This window comes from Sphingomonas sp. PP-CE-1G-424 (assembly GCF_004341085.1).
GTDB lineage: Bacteria > Pseudomonadota > Alphaproteobacteria > Sphingomonadales > Sphingomonadaceae > Sphingomonas.
In genome coordinates this window covers 36,053-50,105 of record NZ_SLXW01000002.1, presented here as the reverse complement: position 1 = coordinate 50,105, position 14,053 = coordinate 36,053, and the positions used below count along the sequence as shown (strand labels likewise).

The window sequence follows — 14,053 nt, the reverse complement described above, 5'->3', positions numbered from 1 at the left end:
TCAGTTCGCAAATCGTTGGTAGTTGCTTCGCATGTGCTGGTCGTATTGGTTCTTGGCATAGCCTGGGCCGTTGTAGATCCGCGCGAAGGTCGCCCAATTGCGCGTGCGAAGCGCGGTCAGCAAGCGACCATCGCCGCGGACGAAGGCAACGAACGCCTTGAGCTGCGCGGCGACGGACTGCTTCATGGCGGCGACGAAGCTCTCGACCGTCGAATGTCCGGCCTGGACGTGGTTTTCGCCCAGAATCTGGAAGGCGCCCCAGGACGCGGATTTCAGCGCAGCCGGGCGATCCAGCATGATCGCACGGTCCAGCTTTGGATATTGTTCGGAAAAGCGGCCATAACCGCCCTGAACCGAGTTGCAGATGTCGGGGTTGGATTGCGCAAATCGCCCATTGGTATGCTTGTAGAATTTGTGCCGCTCGAACAGGATCGTCGGACGGCCCGATGTGTCGAACGCGCCGCGGATATCGACCTCGGTCTTCACCACCGCCTTGATCGCGGCGACCTCGCACCCCAGCTGCGACGCGGCCTCGACATAAAGGTCTTCCGACAAGCCCCCTGGACCGGCGCGCCCGGGGCTTCCCCCGCCGCCGGATGGCGCTGGCGCTGGTGCCGCCCTCGGCGCTGGAGCCGGCGCGGCAGCACGCCGGCTGAGCATGGTAATGGTCCGGCCACCCGGATCGACCACGCCATCGGGCCGCGAGAGGTGGACCACGGTCTGCTGATACCGCTTGATCGCCGCCGATGTGAGCGGCCCCATATTCCCGTCGACATCGAGCTTGCTCTGGCCGGGCAGCATACCCCCCGCGCGATTGAGCAACTGTTGGACCGTGCGAACGTCAGCAGTGCGATTGGGTCGCCGTTCGCCAACAGCGAATGCGATCATGGTATTACTCCTCGGAGGAAGATCTGATGGCCCCAGTTAACGAGACGCGGCGCTCTGATCTAGATGTCCCGTTCCAAGAAATTGCTTTAACCAAGCTGGCGCTGCCGAAGACTTCGTGCCGGCGATGGCACTATACGACACGCCTGACCGCATCGGCCCGCCGACTGAATCCTTGAATTTCAGAATCTTAAACCCTGGGCAGCAGCGATTCCGTGGCTCCACCCCGCCCGATCAACCCCAGCATTGCCGGCGCCAGATTCGGACCGCGCGCCTCCAACCGAATGGGCCCGCCCTTCGCGCCCGCCTGAACCAGCGCCATGCACAGCCCGTTGAACGCAGACCGCGACGTCGCATGATCCGGCTCCAGACTCCGCGGATCGCCATTGCCGACCCCCAGCAACTTGGCGTCCCCCGACAGCGCGAACGTCACGCGATCGGATGCGATCGCCACCTCCCGCCGTTTCGCGTCAAGGATCGCCACGCGCACGACCGCGACCTCGCCCGGCGCCAAGTGCCGCCGATCGCTCGACAGGCCGATCCGCGCCGCAGCGCCGGTCGTCTCGCGCACCGCGTGCATCACGCGCTTGCCGCCACGATACCCGTGCGCCTCGATCTTCCCCGGCGCGTACGCCACCTGCCATTCGAGATGCGTGTTCTTCACCACCGACTGCCGCCCGAGGCTGCGCCCGTTCAGGACCAGCTCGACCGCGTCGCAATTGCTGTGCACCCACACCGAGACCGGCTGGCCTTCGCGCCCCGCCCAGTTCCAGTGCGGGAACAGATGCAGCACCGGCTCTCCACTCCACCATGCGCGGTAGTAATGGAAATTGTCTTTCGGGAAGCCGCACAGGTCCATCTGACCGAAGTTCGAGACGTTCTCCGGCCAGCGTTCGAATGGCGTAGGCTCGCCGCGATAGTCGAACCCGGTCCATACGAACCCGCCGCTGAGGAACGGCCGCGCGTCGTAGAAACTCCACCATTTTTCCGCGGTGGTCGCCCATTTGGGAAATTCGCGATCGTACGCGGGCACCAAGCCGGCCTTGTCGTCGCGCGCATATTCGCCGCGGGTCATTACCGTGCTGCCCGTCTCGGTGCCGATCATCGGCATGTCGGGGTGCGCCGCGTGATACGGATCGATCGCGTCGAGGTAATAATTGCACCCCATCACGTCGAGCACGCGCGACGCCCCCTCGCCGAACTTGCCGTTGAACGCCTCCGTCACCGGCCGCGTCCCATCAAGTTCGTAGACCTTCCGCTTCATCGTCTCCGCGATCCGCGCGCCGGTCTCGTTGCCGCGATGGATCTCCTCGTTGCCGATGCTCCACAGGATGATGCTCGGATGATTGCGCCCCTGCCGCACCATCCGTTCTAGCTGCCCCAGCCCCTCGGCATTGCTCGACATCTGCCGCGTCTCGTCGATCATCAGGATGCCCATCCGATCGCACGCGTCGAGGATCGCGGGCGACGGCGAATGATGCGTCGAGCGATACGCGTTGCTGCCCATCGCCTTCAGTTGTTCGAGCCGCCAGACGTGCAGGCTGTCGGGCACCGCGAAGCCGACCCCGGCGTGATCCTGATGATTGCAGGTGCCCTTGATCTTGACCGGCTTGCCGTTGAGGAAAAAGCCGCGGTTCGCATCGAACCGGATCGTGCGGATGCCGAATGCGGACGTGTCGCGATCGACGACCGCGCCGTCGACGAGGATCTCGCTGACCAGCGTATAAAGGTGCGGCGTCTCCAGCGACCATAGCGCGGGCGCAGCGACGCGCGTGTCCTGCGCCGCAATCGCTTTTCCCCAGGCCGGCAAGTCCAGCGGGTCCGCAACCAGCACCGCGACCGTCTTCCCGTCCGGCCCGACCACCGTGGACCGCACGCGTGCACTGGCAGCGGGACCGTCATTGTCGATCTCGGTCGAGACCCGCACGATCGCGCCATCCGAGCCGACCGAGCACCGCACGGTCGCCCCCCATCGCCGGACATGCACAGGCGCGGTCTTCACCAGTCGTACGTCGCGGTAGAGCCCCGCCCCCTCGTACGACCACGCCTCGCCGAGGCTCACGTCGCAGCGGATGACGAGCACATTGTCCTCGCCCGGCCTTGCAAAGTCGGTGACGTCTATCTCGAACGGCGCATAGCCGCTCTCGTTCGAGCCGACGACGAAGCCATTGAGGATGACGATGCAGTCGCGCGCCACCCCATCGAACTGGAGCAGCAACCGCCGCCCCGCGTCCGCCTTGGCCAGCGTGAGCACGCGGCGATACCAGCCGACACTTGTCGCCGGCCACATCCGCCCGACCGGCTTGAACCCCTGGAACGCGCCGGTGCGGTCAGCCTCGCTCCCCGCCGGCCCGAACCGTTCGAACGGCAGGTCGACCGCCCAGTCGTGCGGCAACGTCACCGCTTCCCACGCGCTGTCGTCGAACTTGGGTTCGGCGACCGGCGTGCCGACATCGCCCGACTTGCCATACGTGTCGTGCGAGCGACCGAAGCCGAAATCCTTCGCCGGATCGCTCGCATGGCCGAGATGGAACCGCCAGCCGGTCCCGAGCGACACGATCTCGCGCGGGCTTACCGAGACCGTCCCCGCCGCCCCGATCAGCACGGCGGGCACGATGGCTGCAAGCGCAGTCACGCCGCCCGTCTTCAAAACGTCGCGGCGGACCATGTTCGTCATACCATCATCCCAGCGTCAGAAGTTCACCGTCGCGCCGACGAACAGCGTGCGGCCCAGCACATCATACACACCGGGATAGGTGTTGCCGTTGCCGAACGACGACAGGATGCCGGAAGCGATCACTGGCGGATCCTTGTCGAACAGGTTGTTGACGCCGGCACGAAGCTGGAGCCCCTCGCCGACCGCGACCGTCCCCGCGAGATCAATGTAGTTATACGCCGAGATCTTCCGGTTGATCACGCTTGATGCGCCCTTGAGGAAGCTGTTGGTCGACAGCGACGAGAGCTGGACCTCGTCGATATGCCGCCACGAGAGCGATACGCTTGCGCCCTGCGGCATCGACCATGTCGTGCGCATCACGTGCCGCCACTTCGGATTGGGCTGGCCACAGGTGTAGCCGTACAGCCCCTTGCAGTCGTAGCTGCCGAGACCCTTCAGCGGCTCGGACTCCTGCGAGATCAGCCGCGTGCCGACCATGTTGAGGTTGAGCTTGCCGAGTGCGCCGATCCCAAGCGTGTAGTCGGCGGTGAGATCGATCCCGGAAGTCTTGAGCGAGCCGGTATTGTACGTCGTCGAGACGATATAGCCGTTGCTGCCGAACAGCGCGCCCGAGCGCGGATCGCGCGTGAACAGCCCGCAATAGAAGGGATCGCTCGCCGCGACGCACTGGCTGATCGCCAGCGACGGATCAACCGAGCTGATATAATCCTTCACCTTGATGCGGTAGTAATCGACCGTCAGCGTCAGATTGCGCACCATCCGCGGCGTCAGCACGAGGCCTGCGGTATAGGTGTCGGCCTTCTCCGGCTTCAACGCCGAATTACCGCCATATTGCGCCGAACACGTGTCGGAGGGGCATTCGACGATATTGCCGTATTGCGCCTGCGTCACACCGGTCAGGCGGCAGATGTCGACGGACGCGGTCGGCGCGGTTCCGGAGCACGGATCCTGCGCAGAGACGTTGCCGATCAACCGCGACCCGAAAAGCTCGGAGATGTTCGGCGCGCGGATCGCCCGGTTGTAGCTGAAGCGGAAGCGCGCATCCTTCGACGGCGCCCAGGTAGCCTCGCCCTTGTAGGTCCAGACGTTGTATCTCGACTTCAGTCCGGTCGACTGCTGGTCGTTGCGATAGGCGGAATAGCGCAGGCCGCCATTCACGGTCAGTTCGTGGGCGAACGGAAGGTCCTGAAGGATCGGAACCTCGATCTCGCCATAGCCTTCGTTGACGGTGATGCGGCCATCCGAATTCGTCGTGCCACCCTGCTGGGCGATGGCGTCGGCGGTGAAGTTCAGGGTTTCGCGGCGGCGTTCGGCACCGACAGCGATGTTGACGCCGCGCGTTGCCCACGGGCTGGAGATGCCGAACGTGCCGAGGTCGCCGGTCAGGTTCGCGGAAAACACGTCCAGGACGTTGCGCGACGCGGTGTTGCTCTCCGAGAACAGATACGCGCCCTGCGTGTCGGTGATTGCATTCGCCTGGAAGACGTTGACCGGCACGCACGCCGGATCGCTGCCGTCGACGACCGAGCGACAGGTCGGCACGCCGGCGACGTTGACGACATCGAGCGCGCGCTGCGCCTTCACGTTGTCGACGTTGTTCAAATACGTCTCGTTGTAGCGGACCAGCGAGTGAAGGTAATTCAGGTCGTAGTGAAAGCCGTGACCGAGATCGCCGCGGACACCGGCCGAATAGCGATAATCCTGATGCCGCAGATCGTCGCGACGCGACTGCCCCGAACCCAGGCGATACCCAATCAGCGTATCCTGCGTCGCGGCCGTCCCCGCGGTCGCCCCGCACAACGACTGCTGCTGCGCGGCGCTCATGAGGGGATTGTTGCACGGCACGGTGAAGGTCGTGCCGAGGAACAGCGCGGATGGCGCGACCTGCGAGAAAGTATGGTCCTTCATGTACATGAAGCTGCCATAGACTTCGGCGATCGGCGCGATCTCGAACTTGGCGAAGACGCCGCCGGTATAACGCTCGTCCGACCGCTGGAAGTAGTTGGTCGGCGCGTAGTTATACGCATAGGCCGAGGTGTACGGCACCCAGGTCTGCGTGCCGTTGGCGTTGTTGGTCAGCGTGGTGCCCGAATTGGGCCCACCGAGCGGCACGAACGTTCCGATCGGCGTATTGCTCGACCCGCCGCAGATCAGACCATTGCCTGCCGAGTCCGACGGGTTGAGCGCGCAGGCGGAGACGTCGCGGTTGGCCTGCAACACCGGGTCGGTGTGGCGATAGCCGCCATAGACGGTGATGTTGCCGCGTCCGTTTGCAAAGTTCTTGCCGTACGCCGCGTTCAGATCCTGCTTGCCGCCATCGGCCACTCGCCCCGGCGCGTTCGCATAGCCGCGCGTAGTCAGGATATTCCGTACCGCGCTATTGTCGTTGGTATGCAGACCGAGCCCGGACTGGACGTCGATCCGCAACCCGTCGAGATGATCCTTCAGTACGAAGTTGACGACACCCGCGACCGCGTCGGACCCGTAGACCGCGGAGGCGCCGCCGGTCACCACGTCGACCCGGTCGATCAGCGCCGACGGCACGAAGTTCAGATCGATCGCCTGCTGCGGGAGCAAGCGCTGGCCGTTGAGCAGGATCAGCGTCCGGTTCGACCCGAGGTTGCGGAGGTTGACGTTGGCGGTGCCGTCCGATCCGTTCGAGACGTTCTCGTTCGCGTCGGCGGTGAATTGCGGCAGGCGGTTCAGCACGCTCTCGACGTTGACCGCGCCTTGATACTTGATTTCCTGGTCGGTGACGGAGGTGATCGGGCTGTTGCTCGCCAGATCGGGGCGGCGGATGCGAGTTCCCGTGACCGTGATGGCTTCGTCGGCGCTCGCATCGGGGCTGGACTGTGGTGCAGGCGAAACCTGCGCATACGCTCCTGATGACAGGAGCATCGCAACCATCGCCCCGATGCTCGACCGATTTCGCAATTTACCGACCAAAAATGTCATGAGTGCCCGCGCCCCTGTTTGGATGTTGCGCGCAATCCATCATGTCTACCCGATTAAGTCAAATATAATATACGATATCCACTTTGTAATAATTGAACCTGATACCACGAACGCGACGGAAACCCGGCACGCTGGGCAGCATGCTGAAACATGACCTTAACGATCGATCGCGTGAGCGGATGGCCTCTGCACGCGTCGTGCGTAGCGCTGCTCAGGTAGCGCTACGTGACATGGTGCTCTAAAGCGCGCGGACCGCGGCCAGGATCATCCGGCCTGTCAATCGCGCGGTCTGATCTTCGGACAGCCGCGGACGCGACAAGGTACGGTGGCCAAGCCCGAACATGAAGGCGAGGATCAGTTCCTCAGCGCCCTCCAGCTCGTTTTCCTCGAGATCGGGATTGGCGACGCAGGCCAGTTCGCGGATCATCTGGCGAAATCCGCGGCACAGATCGGCAATCGTGTCGGCGACGTCGGTATTGCGGTGCGCCTCGGCCATGATCTCGAACGACAGCGCTTCGTCACCCTTCGACAACGCGCGGCGAGCCAGTTCGACGAACCCCTCCTCGATCGACAATCCCTCGAATTTCACCGAGTCGTTCATCGTCTGCAACTCGGCCATCTTGGCCGTGGCGTCTTCCATTACGATCGCCTGGATCACCGCGTTCTTGCCGGTGAACAGGCGATAGATCTGGCCGACGGAAACGCCCGCCGCCACCGCGAGTTCGGACATCGGCGTCTGGTGAAACCCCTGCGTCGCAAACAGATGACGGGCCGCAGCGACGATACGCTCCCGGCTTCCCAGCTCATGCTGCACTGCACTCAAAATCATATTCCCGATGCGTTTTTTGGTTGACCGGCCGCTCGCACAATCCTAGCGGGCAAGCAAGCGGAATGAACGTTCATTCCGGTCAACCTATCTGCACGGACGTCGGGATGCTCAACATGCAGCGATTGAACCTCAAGGGATCTGTGGCGCTGGCCGCACTTGTCCTGCTGTCGGCTTGCGGCAAGGAGCAGGCTCCGCCGCCTCCGCCGACACCGACTGTAGGCGTCGTCACCATTGGCGAAGAATCGGTCGTGCTCACTTCCGAGCTTCCCGGCCGTATCGCCGCGATAGAGACCTCGGAAGTTCGTCCGCAGGTCAGCGGCGTGGTCCGTGATCGCCTGTTCACCGAGGGCGCGATGGTCAGCAAGGGCCAGGTGCTCTATGCGATCGAGGACGCGCCCTACCGTGCGGCGCTCGCCAGTGCGCAGGGCCAGCTCGGCGCGGCCCAGTCGCAGATCAACGCGACCCGCCTCCAGGCGCAGCGCTACGGCCAGCTCGTCCAGCTGAACGCGGTCAGCAAGCAGGAGGCGGACAACGCAACCGCCTCCGCACAACAGGCTCGCGCGAATGTTGCAGCGCAGCAGGCAGCGGTCCAGTCGGCCCGCGTCAATCTAGGCTTCACGCGGATCAAGGCACCGATCTCGGGCCGCATCGGCCGGTCGCTGGTGACCGTCGGCGCGCTCGTCCAGACCGGCCAGACCGACCCGCTTGCGACGATCCAGCGCACCAACACTGTGTATGTCGACGTCGTCCAGTCGGCGGCGCAGCTGCTCGATCTGAAGCAGGCGATGGCGAGCGGCGGCGTGACCCGCGGCGACGGCAGCGCGCGTGTTCAGCTGATCCTTCCGAACGGCAGCACCTATCCGATCGAGGGTCGCCTGCAATTCTCCGAAGTCACGGTCGACCAGACCACCGGTGCGGTGACGCTGCGCGCGAGCTTCCCGAACCCCAACGGCCTGTTGCTGCCCGGCATGTACGTCCGCGCCAAGCTGGTAGAAGGTACGCGCGCACAGGCGATCATGGCGCCGACCGCGGGCATCACGCGCGATCCGCGCGGCGGTGCGACCGCTCTGGTCGTCAATGCGCAGAACAAGGTCGAGCAGCGTAATGTCACCACCGATCGCGTGATCGGCGACAAGTGGATCGTCACCAGCGGCCTGAAGCCCGGCGACAAGCTGATCGTCGAGGGCCTGCTTAACCTGCGCCCCGGCGCGACCGTCAAGCCCGCGGCCCCGCAGCAGGTCGCCAAGCCCGCTGGCGGCGCACCCGGTGCGGCCCCAGGCGGCGCTGCGGCAGGGGGCGACCCCGCTACCAGCAACAGTTCCGCGCAGGCCGGGAAGTAACCGCCCATGTCACGCTATTTCATCGATCGACCCATCTTCGCATGGGTCATCGCCATCATCCTGATGCTGGCCGGTATCCTCGCGATCCGCTCGCTGCCGATCGCGCAGTTCCCTGAGATCGCCGCCCCCAAGGTGACGGTCGCGACGTCCTATCCGGGCGCCGACGCCCAGACGCTCGAGAATACGACGACGCAGATCATCGAGCAGCAGATGAAGGGCATCGACAACCTTCGCTACTTCGCCTCGACCTCGGACGGCTCGGGCAACCTCGCGATCACGCTCACCTTCGAGCAGGGCACCGATCCCGACATCGCGCAGGTCCAGGTGCAGAACAAGCTGCAACAGGCGACGCCGCTCCTGCCGCAGGAAGTGCAGCAGGCCGGTCTCCGCGTCACCAAGGCGACCGCCAACTTCCTGCTCATCATCGCCGCCTATTCGGAAAACGGCGATCACGACCAGGTCGATCTCGGCGACATGATCGCCTCGAAGCTCCAGGATCCGCTCAGCCGCATCAAGGGCGTTGGCGACACGCAGGTGTTCGGCGCGCAATATTCGATGCGGATCTGGGTCGACCCCTTCAAGATGTCGAACCTCGGCGTCACCGTCACCGACATCACCTCCGCCCTGACCGCGCAGAACGCACAGGTCTCGGCCGGTCAGGTCGGCAGTCTGCCCGCGGTAAAGGGTCAGTCGCTCAATGCGACCGTGACCGCACAGTCGCGCCTCCAGACGCCGGAGCAGTTCCGCGCGATCATCGTCCGCTCGGCAACCAGCGGCGCGACCGTGCGCCTGTCGGACGTCGCGCGCGTCGAGATGGGCTCGGAGAACTACAGCTTCCAGGCACGCTACAACGGCAAGCAGGCGGCAGGCTTCGGCGTGAAGCTGGCACCGGGTGCCAACGCGCTCGATACCGTCAAGCTGGTCAAGGCCGAGGTGAACCGGATCGCCAAGCAGTTCCCGCCCGACGTCAAGGTCGCGTTCCCGATCGACAATTCGACGTTCGTGCGGCTGTCGGTCGAGCAGGTCATCCACACGCTGATCGAGGCGATCGTCCTCGTCTTCCTCGTGATGTTCCTGTTCCTCCAGAACTTCCGCGCCACGCTGATCCCGACGATCGCGGTCCCCGTCGTGTTGCTCGGCAGCCTCGCCGTGCTCCAGGTCGCGGGGTTCACGATCAACACGCTGACCTTGTTCGGCATGGTGCTGGCGATCGGCCTGCTCGTCGATGACGCGATCGTCGTCGTCGAGAACGTCGAGCGCCTGATCCAGGAGGAAGGGCTCAGTCCCAAGGAAGCCGCCAAGAAGTCGATGGACGAGATCAGCGGCGCGCTGGTCGGCATCGGCCTGGTGCTGTCGGCGGTGTTCCTGCCGATGGCGTTCTTCAGCGGCTCGACCGGCGTGATCTTCCGGCAGTTCTCGATCACCATCGTGTCGTCGATGGCGCTCTCGGTGCTGGTCGCGTTGATCCTGACGCCCGCGCTCTGCGCGACGATCCTGAAGCCCGCCAAGGAAGGTCACGGCGAGAAGAAGGGCTTCTTCGGCTGGTTCAACCGCACCTTCGACAAGGGCGTGGGCAAGTACGGCAACGGCCTGCGCCGCGTCGAGAAGGGCTGGGTCCGCACGATGCTGGTCTATGCCGTGATCGTCGCCGGGATGGCCTTCATCTTCCTGCGCCTGCCGTCGGGCTTCCTCCCCGAGGAAGATCAGGGCGTGATGTTCGCGCAGGTCTCGATGCCGTCGGGTACGCCGATGGAGGAGACCGCCCGGACGATGGACAAGGTCCGCGATCACTTCCTGATCGACGAGAAGGCCAACACCGCAGGTATCTTCACGATCAGCGGCTTCGGCTTCGTCGGCCAGGGCCAGAATGTCGGCATCGCCTTCATCCAGCTGAAGCCCTGGGAAGATCGTAGCGGCAAGGAGAACACCGTCGCCGCGGTCGCCGGACGCGCCAACCAGGCGCTTGCCGGGGTCCGTGCCGGCATGGTGATCGGCTTCGTGCCGCCCGCCGTGCAGGAACTCGGCAACGCCAACGGCTTCGACTTCATGTTGAAGGACAATGCCGGCGTCGGTCACGAGAAACTGCTCGAGGCCCGCAACATGCTGCTCGGCATGGCCAGCCAGGACAAGCGCCTGATGCAGGTCCGCCCGAACGGCTTGGAGGATGCGCCGCAGCTGAAACTGAACGTCGACCAGGCCACTGCCGGCGCGCTCGGCCTCAGCCAGGCGGACATCAACACCACCGTCAGCACCGCGTTCGGCGGCGCGTACATCAACGACTTCATCGACCGCGGTCGCGTGAAGAAGGTGTTCGTGCAGGCCGACGCACCGTTCCGCACGACGCCCGCCGATCTCGGCAACTTCTACGTCCGCGGCACGACCAGCAACGCGATGGCACCGTTCTCGTCCTTCTCGACGACCAGCTGGAATTACGGGCCATCGCGACTCGAACGGTACAACGGCGTAGCCTCGTTCGAGATCATGGGTTCGCCCGCGCCGGGCGTCAGCAGCGGCACCGCGATCAAGGCGATGGAGGAGATGGCGGCCAAGCTGCCCCCCGGCATCGGCTATGAGTGGACCGGGCTCAGCTACGAGGAAAACCTGTCGGGTGGCCAGTCGACCACGGTCTATGCGCTGTCGCTTCTGATCGTGTTCCTCTGCCTCGCGGCACTGTACGAGAGCTGGTCGATCCCGATCGCCGTCCTGCTGGTGGTGCCGCTCGGCGTCCTCGGCGCGGTCGGCGCGGCGATGATCTTCGGGCTCAACAACGACATCTATCTCCAGGTCGGGCTGATCACGACGATCGGCGTGGCGGCGAAGAACGCGATCCTTATCGTCGAGTTCGCCGAGGAGAAGATGGGCGACGGGATGAACGCGGCCGATGCCGCGGTCGAGGCGGCCAAGCTTCGCCTTCGCCCGATCCTGATGACGTCGTTCGCATTCATCTTCGGCGTGTTGCCGCTCGCACTGTCGAGCGGTGCCGGCGCCGGCGGCCAGAATGCGATCGGCTGGGCGGTGGTCGGCGGCATGCTGTCCGCGACCGTCCTCGCGATCTTCTTCGTGCCGCTGTTCTTCCTGCTCGTGAAGCGCGTCTTCAAGCAGGACAAGGCCGGCTCGGGACAAGACCGCGACCAAGTGCCCGACCATGACGGCAACCGTGACGATAACCGTGACGGCGGCCATCCGCCCCACGACCAGCGGCCGCAGGAGGCCTGATCCAGATGTTCTCTCGCAAAACCGCCCTTTTGTTCGCCGCCGGGCTCACGCTCGCCGGGTGCAACCTCGCCCCCAAATACGTCCGCCCGGAGCTTCCCGTGGCACCGAGCGGACCGACTGGACCCGCCTATGCGGCCGGAAACGCGTCTAACGCGATCGTGCCGGCGGACACCGCGTGGGAGGCGTTCTTCACGGACGACCGCCTGCGCGGCGTGATCCGCCTAGCGCTCGACAATAATCGCGACGTCCGCATCGCGGTCGCCAACGTCGCACAGGCGCGCGCGCAATACCGCGTCCAGCGCGCGGACCTGTTCCCGACGCTCGGCGCGACCGGCAGCGCAACCTACCAGAAGTCGCCGTTCAACGCGGTCGGCGGCGGTGGCGCCGGCGGTGGCACGGGTGGCGGTGTTGGTGGCGGAACCGGTGCTGGTGCTGTGGCCGGCAGCGGCCGGATCGACATCTACTCGGCCAATGTCGGCGTTTCGGCCTGGGAGATCGATCTCTTCGGCCGCATCCGCAACCTGACGCAGGCACAGCAGGAAGCGTATTTCGCGGCGGAGGAAAACCGCAACGCAGCCCAGGTCTCGCTGATCTCGGAAACCGCGACCGCGTGGCTGACGATGGCCGCGGATCAGGACCGTCTCAAGATCGCGCAGGATACCGAGCGCGCGTTCGGCCAGACGCTGAAGCTCACGCAGGACCGTTTCCGGATCGGCATCGCCTCCGAACTCGAAGTGCGTCAGGCGCGCACCACCTATGATCAGGCGCGCTCGGACATCGCCGACGCGACCACGCTGATCGCGCAGGACCAGAACGCGCTCAACCTGCTCGCGGGGACGACCGTGACGCCGGAGCTGCTCCCCGCGCGGATGCCGGACAAGACGCCGACGCTGGAGAATCTGCCCGCCAACCTGTCGTCGGAGGTGCTGTTGCGCCGTCCGGACGTCGCTGCAGCCGAGCACAATCTGATCGCCGCCAACGCCAATATCGGCGCGGCACGCGCGGCGTTCTTCCCGAACATCTCGCTGACCGCGGCGTTCGGTACGCTCAGCCTCGGCCTGTCGAACCTGTTCGGCAGCGGCAGCCAGCAATGGTCGGTCGCGCCGACGATCACGCAGCCGATCTTCGATTTCGGCCGCAACAAGGGCAATCTGCAATACGCCAAGGCGACGCGCGACGCGATGCTGGCCACGTATGAGAAGAGCATCCAGACCGGCTTCCGCGAGGTCGCCGATGCGCTGGCACGTCGTGGCACGATCAACAGCCAGCTCGAGGCGCAGACGTCGCTGCGCGACAACGCGGCCGGCGCATACAACCTCTCGCAGCTCCGCTTCCGCGCCGGGATCGACCCGTTCCTCAACACGCTCGATTCGCAGCGCGCGCTCTACACCGCGCAACAAAGCCTGCTCGCGACGCGCCTCGTCCGCGACAGCAACGCGGTCGAACTCTACCGCTCGCTCGGTGGTGGCCTGAAGTAACGGTTAGGGGCGCTCCGATGGTCATGCGTCGTGACCATCGGAGCGTGCAGGACGTCGTGCAGCCGATCCGTGCGTGATCGGCTGCGTTTCCTAATCGCCGTGACGGAAATCGCTACGTCATTCCAGGCGGGCTTGTGGCGATTTCGCCCTAGTCTGCGACGCGCGAGGCACGCTGGTTGAGCACGATCTTCATCGGTCCCTTGGGCGTCACCCCGGTGACGATCGCCTGGCCGACGAAGCCCGTGCGATCATACGTTCCTACGCGCGCGATCTCGACCGGCTTGCCGCGCTTCTGCGGGCACGTCAGCGCCTGGACATAACGGCCGTCGGCGACGTGCTGACCGTCGACACGGCATTGCGCCTTGGGATCCGGCACGAGTAGCGCGTCGATCGCCTGCGCGGTCGCAATGCTCTTGCGCTCGGCCTTCGACTTGCCGCGCATCATCCGCATGCCGAACCCTGGAACGCCGGGGATCGACAGCTCGGCGACGGTGGATGTGATATCCCAGCGCCCCGCCGCGATCGTCGGTAGATCGGCGGCGGCGGCGGCGGCGGGAGCGGCAAGGATGAGCGCGACGGCAGCGTATTTGAGCATGGCTCCGCTTACCCGCCGCCCCGGCGCTTCACCAGACCACAGTGATCGCGGCTCGCCGTCGCCGATATCCTCGCGACA

General features: G+C 65.1%; 8 protein-coding genes. 3 read left to right on the top strand and 5 right to left on the bottom strand.

What is annotated here, in order from left to right:
- The 4 genes from C8J43_RS05425 to C8J43_RS05410 form a co-directional block, all read right to left on the bottom strand.
- A complete protein-coding gene (locus tag C8J43_RS05425) occupies positions 1–888 on the bottom strand; it encodes an N-acetylmuramidase family protein (protein WP_133030085.1) in 888 nt (295 codons plus the stop codon).
- A 187-nt stretch (positions 889–1,075) separates the two neighbouring features.
- Positions 1,076–3,562, bottom strand: a complete 2,487-nt coding sequence (galA, locus tag C8J43_RS05420) for a beta-galactosidase GalA (RefSeq protein ID WP_133030084.1) — start codon at positions 3,560–3,562, stop codon at positions 1,076–1,078.
- 15 nt (positions 3,563–3,577) lie between these two features.
- Positions 3,578–6,469, bottom strand: a complete 2,892-nt coding sequence (locus C8J43_RS05415; RefSeq protein ID WP_133030083.1) for a TonB-dependent receptor — start codon at positions 6,467–6,469, stop codon at positions 3,578–3,580.
- A 286-nt stretch (positions 6,470–6,755) separates the two neighbouring features.
- Positions 6,756–7,346 carry a TetR/AcrR family transcriptional regulator gene (locus C8J43_RS05410; RefSeq protein WP_310886165.1) on the bottom strand — a complete coding sequence of 197 codons (591 nt, stop codon included), beginning with the start codon at positions 7,344–7,346 and terminating at the stop codon, positions 6,756–6,758.
- Between the two features lie 113 nt (positions 7,347–7,459).
- On the opposite strand from C8J43_RS05410, the gene C8J43_RS05405 reads away from it, so the two are divergent.
- From C8J43_RS05405 to C8J43_RS05395, 3 genes are read left to right on the top strand one after another with little or no spacing between them, the layout of a single operon-like run.
- Positions 7,460–8,686: an efflux RND transporter periplasmic adaptor subunit gene (locus tag C8J43_RS05405; RefSeq protein WP_133030082.1), complete on the top strand. Its 1,227-nt coding sequence runs from the start codon at positions 7,460–7,462 to the stop codon at positions 8,684–8,686.
- 6 nt (positions 8,687–8,692) lie between these two features.
- Positions 8,693–11,902 carry an efflux RND transporter permease subunit gene (locus tag C8J43_RS05400; protein WP_133030081.1) on the top strand — a complete coding sequence of 1,070 codons (3,210 nt, stop codon included), beginning with the start codon at positions 8,693–8,695 and terminating at the stop codon, positions 11,900–11,902.
- Positions 11,903–11,907: 5 nt separating this feature from the next.
- Complete coding sequence (locus C8J43_RS05395) at positions 11,908–13,380, top strand: efflux transporter outer membrane subunit (RefSeq protein WP_133030080.1); 1,473 nt, start codon at positions 11,908–11,910, stop codon at positions 13,378–13,380.
- 148 nt (positions 13,381–13,528) lie between these two features.
- Here the strand turns inward: C8J43_RS05395 and C8J43_RS05390 are convergent, their stop codons facing one another.
- Complete coding sequence (locus C8J43_RS05390; RefSeq protein ID WP_133030079.1) at positions 13,529–13,975, bottom strand: DUF3617 family protein; 447 nt, start codon at positions 13,973–13,975, stop codon at positions 13,529–13,531.
- Positions 13,976–14,053: the final 78 nt, after the last annotated feature.